Origin of the sequence: Streptomyces sp. (assembly GCF_036524955.1) — a bacterium.
Taxonomy (GTDB): Bacteria; Actinomycetota; Actinomycetes; order Streptomycetales; family Streptomycetaceae; genus Actinacidiphila.
In genome coordinates this window covers 1-17,475 of sequence record NZ_DATDBG010000304.1, presented here as the reverse complement: position 1 = coordinate 17,475, position 17,475 = coordinate 1, and the positions used below count along the sequence as shown (strand labels likewise).

The window sequence follows — 17,475 nt, the reverse complement described above, 5'->3', positions numbered from 1 at the left end:
GCCGAAGTCATCCGCACCCCAGTGGATCGATGCTGGCCTGAACTGTTCGCTCCACACCCCAAAACGTCCACATGATGGAAGCGAATATCCACTTCTCGAACACCCAGCCATCATGTAACCTGCACGAAACCGCAGAGGGCCAGCGTCGTCCCTGTTGCGCATGCCTATGACAGGCCATGCATTACAAGCCAATGACGACGACGGGAGAGCCATGCGTTCGCGTTCCGCGTTCATGGACGGGCGCCCCGCCCCGCAGGGGATGTACGACCCCCGCAACGAGCACGACGCGTGCGGCGTCGGCTTCGTGGCCACCCTCACCGGCGAGGCGAGCCATGCTCTCGTGGAGCAGGCGCTGACCGTCCTGCGCAATCTGGAGCACCGCGGTGCCACGGGCGCCGAGCCCGACTCGGGTGACGGCGCGGGCATCCTGCTCCAGATCCCGGACGCCTTCCTGCGCGAGACCGCCGGCTTCGAGCTGCCCGCCGCCGGGCGGTACGCGGCCGGCCTGGCCTTCCTGCCCGTCGAGCACGAGGACCGCGCCAAGGCCGTCGACGCCATCGAGCGGATCGCCGGCGAGGAGGGCCTGACCGTCCTCGGCTGGCGCGAGGTCCCGGTCGCCCCGGACCTGCTGGGCGCCACCTCGCGGTCCACCATGCCGTACTTCTCGCAGCTCTTCGTGGCGGACGCCACCGGGCAGCGCTCCGGCATCGGCCTGGACCGGCCCGCCTTCGTGCTGCGCAAGCGCGCCGAGCGCGAGGCCGACGTCTACTTCCCGTCGCTGTCCGCGCGGACGATCGTCTACAAGGGCATGCTGACCACCGGCCAGTTGGAGCCGTTCTTCCCGGACCTGTCCGACGAGCGGTTCGCCACCGCCATCGCACTGATCCACTCCCGCTTCTCCACCAACACCTTCCCGAGCTGGCCGCTCGCCCACCCGTACCGGTTCGTCGCGCACAACGGCGAGATCAACACCGTCAAGGGCAACCGCAACTGGATGCGGGCCCGCGAGTCGCAGCTCGCCAGCGACCTGTTCGGCTCCGCCGGCAGCGAACACGGCAGCGGGGATCTCGAGCGGATCTTCCCCATCTGTACGCCCGACGCGTCCGACACCGCCTCCTTCGACGAGGTGCTGGAGCTGCTGCACCTCGGCGGCCGGTCGCTGCCGCACAGCGTGCTGATGATGATCCCCGAGGCGTGGGAGAACCACGAGTCGATGGACCCGGCCCGCCGTGCCTTCTACCGGTACCACTCCACGCTGATGGAGCCCTGGGACGGCCCGGCCTGCGTCACCTTCACCGACGGTTCCGTGGTCGGCGCGGTGCTGGACCGCAACGGCCTGCGCCCCGGCCGCTACTGGGTCACCGACGACGGCCTGGTCGTCCTCGCGTCGGAGTCCGGTGTCCTGGACATCGCCCCGGAGCGGGTGGTCCGCAAGGGCCGCCTCCAGCCCGGCCGGATGTTCCTGGTCGACACCGTCTCGCACCGCATCGTCGAGGACGACGAGATCAAGAGCGAGATCGCGGCCGAGAACCCGTACGCGGACTGGCTGGACGCCGGCCTGATCAACCTCGCCGACCTGCCCGAGCGCGAGCACATCGTGCACACCCACGCCTCGGTCACCCGCCGCCAGCAGACCTTCGGGTACACCGAGGAGGAGCTGCGGGTCCTGCTCGCCCCGATGGCCAGGGCCGGCGCCGAGCCGATCGGCTCGATGGGCACCGACGCGCCGATCGCCGCGCTGTCCGAGCGGCCCCGGCTGCTCTTCGACTACTTCACCCAGCTCTTCGCGCAGGTCACCAACCCGCCGCTGGACGCCATCCGCGAGGAACTGATCACCTCGCTGATCTCCACCATCGGCCCGTCCGGCAACCTGCTGGAACCCAGCCCCGCGTCCTGCCGCAGCATCACCCTGCCGTTCCCGGTGATCGACAACGACGAGCTGGCCAAGCTCATCCACGTCAACGCCGACGGCGACCTGCCCGGCCTGAAGTCCGCCACCCTGTCCGGCCTGTACCGGGTCACCGGCGGCGGCACCGCGCTCGCCGCCCGGCTCGCCGAGATCTGTTCCGAGGCCGACGCCGCGATAGCCGACGGCGCCCGGATCATCGTCCTGTCCGACCGGCACTCCGACGCCGAGCACGCGCCGATCCCGTCGCTGCTGCTCACCTCCGCCGTGCACCACCACCTGATCCGCACCAAGCAGCGCACCCAGGTCGGCCTGCTCGTCGAGGCCGGCGACGTCCGCGAGGTGCACCACGTGGCGCTGCTCATCGGGTACGGGGCCGCGGCCGTCAACCCGTACCTGGCCATGGAGTCGGTGGAGGACCTGGTCCGCGCGGGCACCTTCCTGGAGGGCGTGGCGCCCGAGACCGCGATGCGCAACCTGATCAAGGCGCTCGGCAAGGGCGTGCTCAAGGTGATGTCCAAGATGGGCATCTCCACCGTGGCCTCCTACCGCGGCGCGCAGGTCTTCGAGGCCATCGGCCTGGACACCGAATTCGTGGACACCTACTTCCACGGCACCGACACCAAGATCGGCGGCGTCGGCCTCGACGTCATCGCCCAGGAGGTCGCCCAGCGGCACGCCAAGGCCTACCCGGCCTCCGGCATCGCCGCCGCGCACCGCCGCCTGGAGATCGGCGGCGAGTACCAGTGGCGCCGCGAGGGCGAACCGCACCTGTTCGACCCGGACACGGTCTTCCGCCTCCAGCACGCCACCCGCACCCGGCGCTACGACATCTTCAAGCAGTACACCCAGCGGGTGAACGAGCAGTCCGAGCGGCTGATGACGCTCCGTGGCCTGTTCGGGCTGAAGAACGACCGCCCCTCGGTGCCGGTCGAGGAGGTCGAGCCGGTCAGCGAGATCGTCAAGCGGTTCTCCACCGGCGCCATGTCGTACGGCTCGATCTCCCGCGAGGCGCACGAGACGCTGGCCATCGCCATGAACCAGCTCGGCGCCAAGTCCAACACCGGCGAGGGCGGCGAGGACACCGAGCGGCTGTACGACCCGGCGCGGCGCAGCGCGATCAAGCAGGTCGCCTCCGGCCGGTTCGGCGTCACCTCGGAGTACCTGGTCAACGCCGACGACATCCAGATCAAGATGGCCCAGGGCGCCAAGCCCGGCGAGGGCGGCCAGCTCCCCGGCCACAAGGTCTACCCGTGGGTCGCCGGCACCCGGCACTCCACGCCCGGCGTCGGCCTGATCTCCCCTCCGCCGCACCACGACATCTACTCCATCGAGGACCTCGCCCAGCTCATCCACGACCTGAAGAACGCCAACCCCCGGGCGCGCGTCCACGTCAAGCTGGTCTCCGAGGTCGGCGTCGGCACGGTCGCCGCCGGTGTGTCCAAGGCACACGCGGACGTCGTGCTGATCTCCGGACACGACGGCGGTACGGGTGCCTCGCCGCTGACCTCGCTGAAGCACGCGGGCGGCCCCTGGGAGCTCGGCCTCGCCGAGACCCAGCAGACGCTGCTGCTCAACGGGTTGCGGGACCGGATCGTCGTGCAGACCGACGGCCAGCTCAAGACCGGCCGTGACGTGGTGATCGCCGCGCTGCTCGGCGCCGAGGAGTTCGGCTTCGCGACCGCGCCGCTGGTGGTCTCCGGCTGCGTCATGATGCGCGTCTGCCACCTGGACACCTGCCCGGTGGGCGTCGCCACCCAGAACCCGGTGCTGCGCGACCGCTTCACCGGCAAGCCCGAGTTCGTGGTGAACTTCTTCGAGTTCATCGCGGAGGAGGTCCGGGAGATCCTGGCCGAGCTGGGCTTCCGTTCCGTCGAGGAGGCCGTCGGCCACGCCGAGCTGATCGACGCCGGCCGCGCGGTGGACCACTGGAAGGCGCAGGGCCTGGACCTGGCCCCGCTGCTGTACGTGCCCGAGCTGCCCGAGGGCGCGGCGCTGCACCGCACCACCGGGCAGGACCACGGCCTGGACAAGGCCCTCGACAACGAGCTGATCCGGCTCGCCGCCGAAGCCCTGGAATCCGGCGCCCCGGTCCGCGCCCAGGTGCCGATCCGCAACGTCAACCGCACCGTCGGCACCATGCTCGGCCACGAGGTGACCAAGAAGTACGGCGGCGCAGGCCTGCCCGACGACACCATCGACATCACCCTCACCGGCTCCGCGGGCCAGTCCTTCGGCGCGTTCCTGCCCAAGGGCGTCACCCTGCGGCTGGAGGGCGACGCCAACGACTACGTCGGCAAGGGTCTGTCCGGCGGCCGGGTCATCGTCCGGCCCGACCGCGCCGCCGACCACCTCGCCGAGTTCTCCACCATCGCGGGCAACACCATCGCCTACGGCGCCACCGGCGGCGAGCTGTTCCTGCGCGGGCGCAGCGGCGAGCGGTTCTGCGTCCGCAACTCCGGTGCCACCGTGGTCTCCGAGGGCGTCGGCGACCACGGCTGCGAGTACATGACCGGGGGCCGGGCCGTCGTGCTCGGCGCCACCGGCCGGAACTTCGCGGCCGGCATGTCCGGCGGCATCGCGTACGTGCTGGACCTCGTCCCGGCCCACGTGAACACCGGCATGGTCGAGGTCGAGCCGCTGAACGCGGACGACATCACGTGGCTGCACGACGTGGTGCGCCGCCACTTCGAGGAGACCGGCTCCACCGTCGCCGAGCGGCTGCTCGGCGACTGGGGCAACGCCCTCACCCGCTTCGGCAAGGTCATGCCGAGGGACTACAAGGCAGTGCTCGCCGCCAAGAACGCCGCCGAGCAGGCCGGACTCTCCGAGTCCGAGACCACCGCGAAGATGATGGAGGCGGCAAATGGCTGACCCCAAGGGCTTCCTCACCACCCCGCGGGTCGCGGCGCCGTCCCGCCCGGTCGAGGAGCGCAAGCAGGACTGGAACGAGGTCTACGTCCCCGGCGGCCTGCTCCCGGTCATCACCAAGCAGGCCGGCCGCTGTATGGACTGCGGCATCCCGTTCTGCCACAACGGCTGTCCGCTGGGGAACCTGATCCCCGAGTGGAACGACTACGCCTACCGCGAGGACTGGAAGGCCGCCAGCGAGCGGCTGCACGCCACCAACAACTTCCCGGAGTTCACCGGGCGGCTGTGCCCGGCGCCGTGCGAGTCCGCGTGCGTGCTGGGCATCAACCAGCCGGCCGTCACCATCAAGAACGTCGAAGTCACCATCATCGACAAGGCCTGGGACGCGGGCGACGTCACCCCGCAGCCCCCGGAGCGGCTGTCCGGCAAGACCGTCGCCGTGATCGGCTCCGGCCCGGCGGGCCTGGCCGCCGCCCAGCAGCTCACCCGGGCCGGCCACACCGTCGCGGTCTACGAGCGCGCCGACCGGATCGGCGGACTGCTGCGGTACGGCATCCCCGAGTTCAAGATGGAGAAGCGGCACATCAACCGCCGCATCGAGCAGATGCGCGCGGAGGGCACCAAGTTCCGTACCGGCGTGCAGATCGGCTCCGACATCGACGCCGCCAAGCTCGCCCGGCGGTACGACGCGGTGGTCATCGCGGCCGGCGCCACCCAGTGGCGGGACCTGCCGGTCGAGGGCCGCGAGCTCACCGGGGTCTACCAGGCCATGGAGTACCTGCCGCTCGCCAACAAGGTGCAGGAGGGCGACTTCGTGGCGCCGCCGATCACCGCCGAGGGCAAGCACGTCGTGGTCATCGGCGGCGGCGACACCGGCGCGGACTGCGTCGGCACCGCGCACCGGCAGGGCGCGCTGTCCGTCACCCAGCTGGAGATCATGCCGCGGCCGTCCGACGACCGCCCGGCCGGCCAGCCCTGGCCGACCATGCCGGCCCTCTACAAGGTGACCTCCGCGCACGAGGAGGGCGGCGAGCGGGTCTACGCCGTCAACACGGTGAGGTTCACCGGCGACGAGAACGGCAACGTCCGCGAACTTCACCTGGTCGAGGTGGTCTTCGAGAACGGGAGGTTCGTCCCCCAGGAGGGCACCGAGCGGGTCATCCCGGCCGACCTGGTCACCCTGGCGATGGGCTTCACCGGCACCGACCAGTCCAACGGCATGATCGAGCAGCTCGGCCTGGAACTCGACGCGCGCGGCAACATCGCGCGGGACGGCTCCTACGCGACCAACGTCGACGGCGTCTTCGTGGCCGGCGACGCAGGCCGCGGCCAGTCGCTCATCGTCTGGGCCATCGCCGAGGGCCGCTCGGCGGCGAAGGCGGTCGACTCCTACCTCACCGGCCTGCCCTCCGCCCTGCACGCCCCGATCCGCCCGACCGACCGCCCCCTGGCGGTCTGACCCGGGCCCACCTGCCCCGCACAACGGCGTGCGGTACGAGCGCTGCGCCCGCCTCTCCCCGACCATGAAGAGGCGGGCGCCGCGGCGTACTCGGAGCACTCCGTCAGGGCGCGTCCCCGCAGGGGCGCGGGGCACCGCGCGACCAGCCACGACGGCGCCCCCGGGCGGAGACACGGCGTGCGGCAACGGCGGTTGGCCGGCCCCGGGCCGGTGCGGGCCGAGCACGCGGCCCCCTGCCCCGCCGCCCCGCACCGCGGCCCCCTGCCCCGCCGCCCGGCACCGCACCGTGAGCGGCAGATCACATACCGCAGGGACCGGGTATGCGGCAGCATGAGGCGCATGCCCGCTCTCACCCGCGCCGAGGCCGAGACCCGCGCCCGCGACCTGACCGTCCAGACCTACGCGATCGCCCTCGACTTCACCCGGGGCGAGGAGATCTTCGGTTCGTCAGCGGTGATCCGGTTCTCCGCGCTGCGCGACTGCGACACCTTCGCCGAGATCAAGCCCGCCGCCCTGCACCGCGTCCTGCTCGACGGCACGGAGGTGGACCCCGCCCTGCTCGACGACAACCGGCTGCCGCTGACCGGCCTCGCCGCCGGCGAGCACGAGCTGCGGGTCGAGGCCGACATGCGGTACTCGCGCACCGGGGAGGGCATGCACCGCTTCACCGACCCGGCCGACGGCGAGAGCTACGTCTACACGCAGCTCTTCATGGAAGACGTGCAGCGCGTCACCGCAGCCTTCGACCAGCCCGACCTGAAGGCCGTCTTCGAGCTGACGGTGACCGCGCCCGAGGAGTGGACGGTGCTCGGCAACGCGGTGGCCACCCGTACCGCGCCGGGCCGCTGGCGGACCGCCGCGACCCCGCCGATCTCCACGTATCTGCTGGCCGTGGCCGGCGGGCCGTACCACTCGGTGCGCACCGAGCACGCCGGGCTTCCGTTCGGCCTGCACGTACGCCGCTCGCTGGGGCCGTACCTGGACCGGGACGCCGCCGAGCTGTTCGACATCACCCGGCGCTGCTTCGACCGCTACCACGAGCTGTTCGAGGAGCCGTACCCCTTCGACTCCTACGACCAGGCGTTCGTGCCCGAGTTCAACAGCGGGGCGATGGAGAACCCGGGCCTGGTCACCTTCCGCGACGAGTACGTCTACCGGTCGGCGGTCACCCCCACCGAGACGCAGTTCCGCGCGATGGTCATCGCGCACGAGATGGCGCACATGTGGTTCGGCGACCTGGTCACGCTGCGCTGGTGGGACGACATCTGGCTGAACGAGTCGTTCGCGGAGTACATGGGCTTCCAGGTGCTCGCCGAGGCGACCGAGTTCACCGGCACCTGGACCGACTTCGCGGTCGCCCGCAAGGCGTGGGGCACCGACGCCGACCAGCGCCCCTCCACCCACCCGGTCGCGCCCGACCCCGACTCGGTGCCCGACACCGCCTCCGCCCTCAACAACTTCGACGGCATCTCCTACGCCAAGGACGCCTCCGCACTGCGCCAACTGGTCGTCTGGCTCGGCCAGAAGGACTTCCTGGCCGGCATCAACGAGCACTTCGCCCGGCACCGGTTCGGCAACGCCACCCTCGCCGACTTCATCGACTCGCTGGCCGGCGCCACCGACCGCGACGTGCCGGGCTGGGCCGAGGCGTGGCTGCGCACCAGCGGCCCCGACACCCTCACCCCGGCCGCCGCCCCCGCGCCCGGCGGCTGGCGCCTCGAGGTCAGCCACAGCGGCAGCCGCCCGCACCGGATCGCCGTCGGACTGTACGACCGCGCGGTCGCCGAACCCGACCGGCTCGTGCTGCGCGACCGGATCAGCCTCGACATCCCGGCGACGGCGGCGGTCGAGAAACGCGAACTGCCCGGCCCGCGGCCCGACGTCATCCTGCTCAACGACGGTGACCAGACCTTCACCAAGATCCGCTTCGACGAGCTGTCCTGGGAGATGCTGACCGAGACCCTGGGCAGCCTGCCCGACCCGCTCAGCCGCGCGGTCGCCTGGAACGCCGCCCGCGACCTGGTACGGGACGGGAAGATCGCGCCCCGCGACCACCTGGCGCTGGTACGGCAACACCTGCCCGGCGAGACCGACCCGGCGATCCTCCAGGCCGTCCTCACCTTCTCCCGCACCCTGGTCGCCGACTGCTTCCTCGCCCCCGCGCTGCGCGCCGACGCGCTCGGCGCACTGGCCGCCGTGAGCCGGGCGGTGCTGGCCGAAGGCAACGAGGAGACCCGGCTCACCGCCACCCGTACCCTCATCGACTCGGCGATCAGCGCGGGCGACGCGGCCGTGCTGCGTCAGTGGTACACCGAGGGCGCGATCCCCGGCGCCCCCGACCTGGACCCCGAACTGCGCTGGCGGATCCTGCTGCGCCTGGCCGTACTCGGCGCGGTCACCGCCGCCGACATCGACGCGGAACTCGCCCGCGACCCCAGCGCCAAGGGCCGCGAGGGTGCGGCCCGCTGCCGCGCGGCCCTCCCCGACCCGGCCGCCAAGGCCGCCGCCTGGGCGTCCCTCTTCCACGACGACTCCCTGTCCAACTACCTCTTCACCGCGACCGCCCAGGGCTTCTGGCACCCCGAACAGCACGACCTCCTGCGGGACTACGTCCCCCGGTTCTTCCCCGACGCCGTCGCGCTCGCCGCCCGGCGCGGACCCGCCATCTCCGAGGCCGCCGGCCGCTACGCCTTCCCCGCGACGTTCGCCGACGCCGACACGCTCGCCCTGGGCCGCTCCACCCTCGCCACCTCCGACCCCATCCCGGCCCTCCACCGCGTCCTCACCGACCGCCTCGACGACCTCGCCCGCGCGATCCGCGTCCGCGGGGTGTACGGGAGCTGAGCCGCCGTCGGTCCGCGCGCCTCCCGGCCCCGGGCCCGACGCCCCCGCGTAGCCATTCGCGGCAGGCGTCGTTGTAAAGGGCGAGTCGGTCGGGAGGAGCGGGGATGTCGGGGCCGGGGCTTGCGGGCGGACACGAAGGGCCGCAGGAGATGCGGCCGCTGGTGGAGACGGTGTTCGCCGCGCTCGGGGAGGGCGCGCGGGCGCGGGGCGGGGCGGTGCCCGTCGGCGGGCCGGAAGCCGTCGCGGGGCGGGTGGGGGAGGCCGTACGGGAGGCGCTGCCCAGGGGCGGGACAGGCGACCACGAGGCGCTGTTCACGGTGGTGCGCGCGCTCGCGGAGGGCGCGGCCGACCCCGCGGAACCATACTGCGTGGCGCACCTGCACGCCCCGCCGCTCGCCCTGGCCGCGGCGGCCGACCTGGCCGCCTCCGTGCTCAACCCGTCGCTGGACTCCTGGGACCAGGCCCCCGCGGCAAGCGAGCTGGAGGCCCGGGTGACCGCCGCGCTGGCGGCGCTCGTCTTCCCCGACCTGCCGATGCCCGACGCGCTGGTGACCACCGGCGGTACCGAGTCCAACCAGCTCGCGCTGCTGCTGGCCCGCGAGCGCGCGGCCGGCGGGCCCCGCGTACAGGTGGTGTGCGGGGCCAACGCGCACCACAGCGTGGAGCGGGCCGCGTGGCTGCTCGGCATGCCACGCCCGGTCGTGCTGGACACCCCCGCCGGAGTGCTGGATCCAGCCGTCCTGGACACCGCGCTCCACGGGCTGCCGGCCCGCACCCTGGTGGTCGCCACCGCCGGCACCACCGAGACCGGTTCGATCGACCCGCTGCCCGAGATCGGCACGACCGCCGCCCGCCACCGCGCCGAACTCCATGTGGACGCGGCCTACGGCGGCCCACTGCTGTTCAGCCCGCGCGAGGCCGTCAAGCTCGACGGCTTGCAGTCCGCCGTCTCCGTCACCCTGGACCTGCACAAACTCGGTTGGCAGCCGGCCGCGGCCGGTCTGCTCGCGGTCCCCGACGGAGCCGCCCTGCGCCCGCTCGGCCACCAGGCCGACTACCTGAACGCCATCGACGACACCGAAGCGGGCCTGCCCGACCTGCTCGGCCGCTCCCTGCGCACGACCCGCCGCCCCGATGTCCTCAAGATCGCCGTCACCCTGCGTGCGCTCGGCCGCGACGGCGTCGGCGCCCTCGTCGAGGCGGTCTGCGACCGCGCGCACGACCTCGCCGCGCGGATCGACCGCCACCCCGGCCTCCACCTCCACGCGCCCCCCACCATCAGCACGGTCCTGTTCCGCCCGGCGGACGCGAGCGACGAGCACGTCGCCGAACTGCGCCGCCGCCTGCTGTACGAGGGCCGCGCCGTCCTCGGCCGGGCCCGGGCCGGCGGCCGGCTGTGGCTCAAGGCCACCCTGCTCAACCCGCACACCCGCCCGGAAGACCTCGACGCGCTCCTGCAGCTCACGACGGAAGGCACCGCCGCCCGATGAACACCCCGACGCCCCCCGTCCCGAGCCCCGCCGGCACACCGTCGGACCCCCGCCCCACCGCGATCGCGCCCACCGGGACCGCCCCCGCCGTGGTGGCCCCCGCGCCCGCCCCGGCCTTCCCTGCCCCGGCGGCCCCCGACGAACCCCTCGACCTGCTCGGCATCGGCATCGGGCCGTTCAACCTCTCCCTCGCCGCGCTCGCCGACAGCGTCCCGGGCCTGACCGCGGCCTTCTACGAGCAGCGGCCGGAGTTCCGCTGGCACCCCGGGCTGCTGATCGACGGCGCCACCCTCCAAGTGCCGTTCCTGGCCGACCTGGTGACCCTCGCCGACCCGGCGAGCCGCTGGTCGTTCCTGAACTTCCTGAAAACCCGGGAGCGACTGTTCCCGTTCTACTTCGCCGAGCGCTTCCACGTGGACCGCGCCGAGTACGACGCGTACTGCCGCTGGGTGGCCGACGCCCTGCCGTCCACGCACTTCGGCCAGCAGGTCGACGCCGTGCGCTGGAACCCGGCCCGCGAACTCTTCGAGGTCGACCACACGCACCTCGACGCCCACGGCGAGGCCGAGGCGCTGGGCCGTACGTACGCGAGGAACGTGGTGGTCGGCATCGGCACCGCACCCCACGTACCGGAGCCGCTGCGCCCGCTGGCGGAGACGCCCACCGTGCCCGTCGTGCACTCCGCCCACTACCTCGACCACCGCGAACGGCTCCTCGGTGCCGACCACATCACCGTGATCGGCTCGGGCCAGTCCGGCGCGGAGGTCTTCCTCGACCTGCTGCGGGCCCGCCCCGCCGGGCGCGAGCGGCTGACCTGGCTGGCCCGCACACCCGCCTTCGCGCCCATGGAGTACAGCAGACTCGGGCTCGAGCACTTCACCCCGGACTACACCCGCTACTTCCACGGCCTGACCGAGCCGGTACGGGACCGGCTGGTGCCGCGGCAGTGGCAGTTGCACAAGGGCATCGACACCGGGACGATCACCGCGATCCACGACGAGCTGTACCGCCGCACCCTGGACGGCGGCTGGCCGGACGCGGTCCTCACCCCGGGCGTCACCGTCCGCACCGCGGGCCGCCTGGGCACCCACGGCGTCGAACTCCACCTCGAACACGCCGACCAGGACACCCGTACCCGCCTGGTGACCAGCGCCGTGGTGCTCGCCACCGGCTACCGCGAACGCCCGCTGGACCGGCTGCTCGGCTCGCTGCGGCCGCACATCGGACGGGACGCGGCGGGCCGGCCGAAGATCGACGCCCGGCACCGAATCGAAACGGACCGCTCGGTGACCGGCCGTGTCTACGTACAGAACGCCGAACGGCACAGCCACGGCGTGGGCGCCCCCGACCTGGGCCTGGCCGCCTGGCGCTCCGCGGTCATCCTGAACGACCTCACCGGGTTCCTGACCGGCGAGGAGCACTACCCCCTGCCGGCCAGGACCGCGTTCACCACCTTCGGTCTCGACGGCGCCGCCGCGAGCGACGTCCCTAGGAGAACAGCGGCACTCCGGCGCGGGTGAGCCGCCACCGGTCGCCGCCGAACGCCGCCGGGTCGATCGTCCCGTTGGTCTTCACCCACGCGATGATCGTGTTGCGGATCTCGTCGGAGCTGGACCACACCGACTTCGCAGCCGGCACGTGCGGGTAGTTGCTGCCGCCGCTGGAGCGGTAGTTGTTGACCGCCAGCACGAACTGCGCGGCCGGGTCGATCGGCGCCCCGCCGACAGTGAGGTTCACGATCCGCGAACCGACCGGCTGCGCGATGTCGATGTCGTACGACACCCCGCTGAGCACGTCGTAGCTGTAGTCGGGCGTGTTGTTGGCGTTGGTCAGCTTCGCCGGGTCGACCGGCGCGTCCGGCGCGGTCTGTGCGAAGTAGCGCGCTGACCACTCCAGGTAGTCCTTGACCTGCGCCCCGGTGAGGATCTTCGCGTCGAGGGTGTTCTCGAAGATGTACAGACCCGCCACGTCGCGCAGCGACACCTGCCCGGCCGGGATGGCCGCGTTGCGCGAGAAGCAGGACGCCTCGGACAGCACCGGCAGCGACGCGTACGGGGTACCCGCGAGCGCGGCCTTGACCGTGTCACGCTGCACCAGGTTGATGAAGTCGATGATCGGGGTGTCCTTGTACGTCGCCTCCCGCGCCGACATCGCCTGCGCGCAGGTGCCGACGACCTGGTTGACGTACGCCACGACCTTGTCGTGCTCTTCCCTGACGAGCGCGGCCAGTTCCGGGTCCTCGGCGGCGGTGTTGGCGTTGCGGACCTCCGCGGTGACGGAGGCGACCGCCCACCGCCCGTCGCGGAACTCCAGGTCGATGTCGAACACGCTCAGCCGCATGCCCCACATCAGCGGCTCGGAGAGGACCACGGGCTTCCCGGTCCCGGTGTTGATCACGGTCCGCGAGGCGACCTCCTTGTGGGTGTGGCCGACCAGGATCGCGTCGATGCCGGGCACCTCGGCGGCCACCAGCGAGGAGGCGTTCTCGGGGTAGGGGACCGCGTCGCCGTAGGAGGTGTTGCCGTCCAGGCCCGAGTGGTCGGTGCAGATCACCACGTCGCAGCCGAGCGCGCGCAGCTTGGGCACGTAGACCCTGGCCTGCTCGACCAGCCCGGGGAAGGCCATCCTGCCCTGGACGTTGGCCTTGTCCCACACCGCGATGCCCGGGTTGGTCAGGCCGAGGATGCCCACCTTGACGTCCGGGCCGTGCTTGACGTGAATGCGCTTGACCAGGTATGGGGGGAAGGCGGGCTTGAGGGTGGTGGCGTCCACCGCGTTCGCCGCGAGCAGCGGGAAGTCGCACTGGTCCTGGAAGGCGCGCAGCAGCGGGATGCCGTAGTTGAACTCGTGGTTGCCGAGCGCTGCGGCGTCGTATCCCATCTTGTTCATGGCCAGTGCCATCGGGTGGCGGGGGCCCCTTTTCGCGCCGGTGATCGGCTCCACCCGAGCGTAGTAGTACGACAACTGGGTGCCCTGGATGATGTCACCCGCGTCGATCAGCAGGGTGCGGTCGGCCCCCTTCTCGGCGCGGGCCTGCGCGACGAGGGTCGCCACCTTGGCCAGGCCGATGTCGTTGTGGGCGGCGTCGTCGTACTCCTTGTCGGTGAAGTAGTCCCAGTTCAGGACACGTCCGTGCAGGTCGGTGGTGCCCAGCACCCGCAGGCTGAACGTGGTGGGCCGGTGCCGGTGGGTCTGCTCGCCGGCCGCCTCGGCGGGCGCCGCCGCCGCTCCGGCCAGCGCCAGGCCGGCACTGGTGGCGGCCGAGCGATTGATGAAGTCCCTGCGGTCGAGCGGCATCTGGTCTCCTGAGTGGCAGTGCTGAGCCGAACGGCGCGCAGCCGAACGGGTGCTGTGCCGGACGGCGCCGAGCTGACAACGCGCGTAGATTCTGGCCCGGACGGAGTCCCCGGCGACACCTCCCGTGCGTAACCGACACATGTCTCCGGGGTGACGGCGGCCCGGAATGGGCGCAGTCGGAAACGGGTAAGTCACGCTCGCCGCAACCGAGGGTGACATTCGCGCTCATTCGAGCGGACCCCTGCACACTTCGATACTTGTCAACAAGCATTAATCCAGACGTCGTTGGGGAGTTGCTGTCAGCGGGCTCCCTACCAACGAGTAAGTCATACGCTCGATACATGCGCCGAGCCAAAATTGTCTGCACCCTGGGCCCCGCCACCGACTCTTACGACCAGATCAAGGCATTGGTCGAGGCCGGTATGGACGTGGCACGCCTCAACCTGAGCCATGGAACGTACGCCGAGCACGAGGACCGCTACGCACGGGTCCGCAAGGCCTCCGACGAAACCGGCCGCAGTGTGGGCATCCTGGTCGACCTTCAGGGCCCGAAGATCCGGCTCGGTCGCTTCGCCGAAGGCCCCGTACTCCTTGAACGCGGCGACGAGTTCACCATCACCGTCGATGACATCGAGGGTGACCAGCAGATCTGCGGGACCACGTACAAAGGCCTGGCGGCCGATGTGGCCCGCGGTGAACGCATCCTGGTGGACGACGGCCGCGTCACCCTCGAAGTCACCGACGTCGAGGGACCGCGCGTACACACCATGGTCATCGAAGGCGGCATGGTCTCCGACCACAAGGGACTCAACCTCCCCGGTGTCGCGGTCTCCGTGCCCGCCCTTTCCGACAAGGACGTCCGCGATCTGCGCTGGGCACTGAGGATCGGAGCCGACGTCATCGCCCTCTCGTTCGTCCGCACCGGACGGGATGTCGACGACGTGCACCGCATCATGGACGAAGAGGGTCACCGGGTCCCGGTGATCGCCAAGATCGAGAAGCCCCAGGCGGTCGAGAACCTGGCCGGAATCGTCGACGCCTTCGACGGCATCATGGTCGCCCGCGGCGACCTGGGCGTCGAGATGCCGCTGGAAGCCGTCCCGATGGTCCAGAAACGCGCCGTCACACTCGCCCGACGCAACGCCAAACCGGTCATCGTCGCCACCCAGATGCTCGACTCCATGATCGACAACTCCCGCCCCACCCGGGCCGAGGCCAGCGACGTCGCCAACGCCGTGATGGACGGCACCGACGCGGTGATGCTCTCCGGCGAGACCAGCGTCGGCAAGTACCCCATCGAGACCGTCAAGGTGATGTCGCGGATCGTCGCCGCGGCCGAGGAGGAACTGCTCAGCTCCGGACTGCCGCCCCTCACCGAGCGGAACAAGCCGCGTACCCAGGGCGGCGCCGTCGCCCGCGCGGCTGCGGCGATGGGCGACTTCCTCGACGCCACGTTCCTGGTGGCCTTCACCCAGTCCGGTGACACGGTCCGCAGGCTCTCCCGGTACCGCTCGCCCATCCCGGTCCTCGCCTTCACCCCCGAGCCGGCCACCCGCTCCCAGCTCAACCTGACCTGGGGTGTGGAGACCTTCCTCGGCCCGATGGTGCAGACGACCGACGAGATGGTGCGGCAGGTCGACGAGGAACTGCTGCGGATCGGCCGCTGCAAGAAGGGCGACGTCGTGATCATCACCGCCGGCTCGCCGCCCGGCATGCCCGGCACCACCAACCTGGTCCGGGTGCACCGCATCGGGGAGGGCGACTCCCTGAAGGCGTAATGCGTCAGGCGGTCTTTCACTCCTGACGCGAAGTCCGCTCGCGCCATGTTCGAATCCTGCTCACGCCCGCCCACACCACGGCCCCCGCCCGGCAACTGCCGGTCGGGGGCCTCCACGTACCCGCGATAAACCCCTGCGGTTAACGCTACGTAACCCACGCGCAATACGGATTCGCCCCCTGCGGGTGAAGCCGCATCCTACCCCCGCGACTCCGCGTCAACCCTGCGCCCGCGATCTTGCCGCCCGGTCGCCCGCGAGCCGCCCGCAGGCCCGTCGCGCCTCACCGGAAGTGCGGATTCTCATCATGCGGACGGTGGCGCAAAGCGCCCAAAACCCACACCCAACCTCAGCGGAACCTCAAAAGAAACCCCCCGGGATAACAAGACAGTCACACTCTTCATGACCCCTCTGCCTTATGCCCCTGTACCCGCCTAGAGTCACGGCCAGTCACCGCGCCACCGGATTTGTTCAGTTCGGGTTCCAGCGCGCGACTCGGCCTCTCATCAGAGACGGCCGCGCCAGGGGAAAGGACTGATCGTGCGACACCGTTCTTTGCTGATTCTTACGTCCGTGCTCACCACCGGAGCCCTCACCCTCACCGCTTGCGGCTCGCGAGACGATGACAAGAAGAGCGGCGACGACGGTGGCAGCGCCAAGACCACGGTCGTCATCGGCGTGGACGCGCCGCTCACCGGCCCGAACTCGGCCACTGGTCTCGGTATCCAGTACGGCGTGAAGATCGCGGTGGACGACGCCAACGCGAAGAACCTGGTGCCGGGGGTGACCTTCAAGATCAAGGCGCTGGACGACAAGGCGGACCCCGCCACCGGCCAGCAGAACGCCACCAAGCTCGTTGCGGACAACACCGTCATCGCCGCAGTCGGCCCGCTGAACTCCGGCGTCGCCCTGTCGATGCAGCAGGTCTTCGACACCGCCAAGATGGTTCAGATCTCGCCGTCCAACACCAACCCCACCCTCACCCAGGGCAAGGAGTGGGCCACCGGCAAGAAGGTCCGGCCCTACAAGACCTACTTCCGCACCGCCACCACCGACGCCCTCCAGGGCGGCTTCGCGGCCGACTACGCGTACAACACGCTCAAGAAGAAGACCGCCTTCGTCGTCGACGACAAGCAGACCTACGGCGCTGGCCTCGCGGGCATCTTCAGGGACAAGTTCGCCGGCCTCGGCGGCAAGATCGCCGGCACCGACCACATCAACACCGGCGACACCGACTTCGCCACCCTCGTCACCAAGATCAAGACCTCCAAGGCCGAGATGGCCTACTACGGCGGCCAGTACGACGAGGCCCAGCTCATCACCAAGCAGCTCAAGGCAGCCGGTGTGAACATCCCCCTGATGAGCGGCGACGGCGTGTTCTCCGACACCTACATCGAGACCGCGGGCAAGGCCGCCGACGGTGACTTCGTCACCTCCGTCGGCGTCCCCGTCACCACCCTCCCCGCCGCCAAGGCCTTCATCGAGACCTACAAGTCCAAGGGCTACCCCGGCGACTACGGCACCTACGGCGGTTACTCCTACGACGCCGCCACCGCCATCATCACCGGCATCAAGGCCGTCGTGGACGCCAACGGCGGCAAGCTGCCCGCCATCACCGACGCCCGCGCCAAGCTCGTCGACGCCGTCCAGAAGAGCGACTTCGACGGCATCGCCGGCCGCGTCTCCTTCGACGAGTTCGGTGACACCACCAACAAGCAGCTCACCGTCTACAAGGTCGAGAACGACAAGTGGGCCCCGGTGAAGAGCGGCACCTACACCGGCTGACCGCCGACCCGCACCACCCAGGGCCGCGCGGCCGGGGACCCCCACCGC

Annotated in this window: 8 protein-coding genes; 7 read left to right on the top strand and 1 reads right to left on the bottom strand. The window is 71.1% G+C overall.

Annotation, left to right across the window (positions count from 1 at the left end; all coding sequences use genetic code 11):
- Window positions 1-211: 211 nt before the first annotated feature.
- The 5 genes from gltB to VIW71_RS23945 all read left to right on the top strand — a co-directional run bounded on the left by gltB (window position 212) and on the right by VIW71_RS23945 (window position 12,090).
- Window positions 212-4,780, top strand: a complete 4,569-nt coding sequence (gltB, locus tag VIW71_RS23965) for a glutamate synthase large subunit (protein WP_331624649.1) — start codon at window positions 212-214, stop codon at window positions 4,778-4,780.
- Window positions 4,773-6,236, top strand: coding sequence for a glutamate synthase subunit beta (locus tag VIW71_RS23960; RefSeq protein WP_331624648.1), 1,464 nt, complete (start codon window positions 4,773-4,775; stop codon window positions 6,234-6,236). The genes gltB and VIW71_RS23960 overlap by 8 nt, the downstream gene beginning before the upstream one ends.
- A gap of 339 nt (window positions 6,237-6,575) precedes the next feature.
- Entirely contained in the window at window positions 6,576-9,080 is a 2,505-nt protein-coding gene (gene pepN, locus VIW71_RS23955; RefSeq protein WP_331624646.1) for an aminopeptidase N, read from the top strand.
- A gap of 104 nt (window positions 9,081-9,184) precedes the next feature.
- Complete coding sequence (locus VIW71_RS23950) at window positions 9,185-10,570, top strand: pyridoxal phosphate-dependent decarboxylase family protein (RefSeq protein ID WP_331624645.1); 1,386 nt, start codon at window positions 9,185-9,187, stop codon at window positions 10,568-10,570.
- Window positions 10,567-12,090 (top strand): lysine N(6)-hydroxylase/L-ornithine N(5)-oxygenase family protein, encoded by a 1,524-nt coding sequence (locus VIW71_RS23945; RefSeq protein ID WP_331624643.1) that lies wholly within the window; start codon window positions 10,567-10,569, stop codon window positions 12,088-12,090. Before VIW71_RS23950 ends, VIW71_RS23945 begins: the two co-directional genes overlap by 4 nt.
- Here the strand turns inward: VIW71_RS23945 and VIW71_RS23940 are convergent.
- Window positions 12,059-13,867 (bottom strand): 5'-nucleotidase C-terminal domain-containing protein, encoded by a 1,809-nt coding sequence (locus tag VIW71_RS23940; protein WP_331624642.1) that lies wholly within the window; start codon window positions 13,865-13,867, stop codon window positions 12,059-12,061. The two genes, VIW71_RS23945 and VIW71_RS23940, sit on opposite strands and share 32 nt — an antisense overlap.
- 341 nt (window positions 13,868-14,208) lie before the next feature.
- Here VIW71_RS23940 and pyk point away from each other — a divergent pair, with 341 nt between their 5' ends.
- Both pyk and VIW71_RS23930 read left to right on the top strand, forming a co-directional pair.
- Window positions 14,209-15,645 (top strand): pyruvate kinase, encoded by a 1,437-nt coding sequence (gene pyk, locus VIW71_RS23935; protein ID WP_331624640.1) that lies wholly within the window; start codon window positions 14,209-14,211, stop codon window positions 15,643-15,645.
- 552 nt (window positions 15,646-16,197) lie between these two features.
- Window positions 16,198-17,427, top strand: a complete 1,230-nt coding sequence (locus VIW71_RS23930; RefSeq protein WP_331624698.1) for a branched-chain amino acid ABC transporter substrate-binding protein — start codon at window positions 16,198-16,200, stop codon at window positions 17,425-17,427.
- Window positions 17,428-17,475: the final 48 nt, after the last annotated feature.

Bases quoted from the DNA above. Each gene is read 5' to 3' on its own strand.
- pepN (WP_331624646.1), top strand. From the start codon at position 6,576: ATGCCCGCTCTCACCCGCGCCGAGGCCGAGACCCGCGCCCGCGACCTG.
- VIW71_RS23960 (WP_331624648.1), top strand. From the start codon at position 4,773: ATGGCTGACCCCAAGGGCTTCCTCACCACCCCGCGGGTCGCGGCGCCG.
- gltB (WP_331624649.1), top strand. From the start codon at position 212: ATGCGTTCGCGTTCCGCGTTCATGGACGGGCGCCCCGCCCCGCAGGGG.
- pyk (WP_331624640.1), top strand. From the start codon at position 14,209: ATGCGCCGAGCCAAAATTGTCTGCACCCTGGGCCCCGCCACCGACTCT.
- VIW71_RS23950 (WP_331624645.1), top strand. From the start codon at position 9,185: ATGTCGGGGCCGGGGCTTGCGGGCGGACACGAAGGGCCGCAGGAGATG.
- VIW71_RS23940 (WP_331624642.1), bottom strand. From the start codon at position 13,867: ATGCCGCTCGACCGCAGGGACTTCATCAATCGCTCGGCCGCCACCAGT.
- VIW71_RS23945 (WP_331624643.1), top strand. From the start codon at position 10,567: ATGAACACCCCGACGCCCCCCGTCCCGAGCCCCGCCGGCACACCGTCG.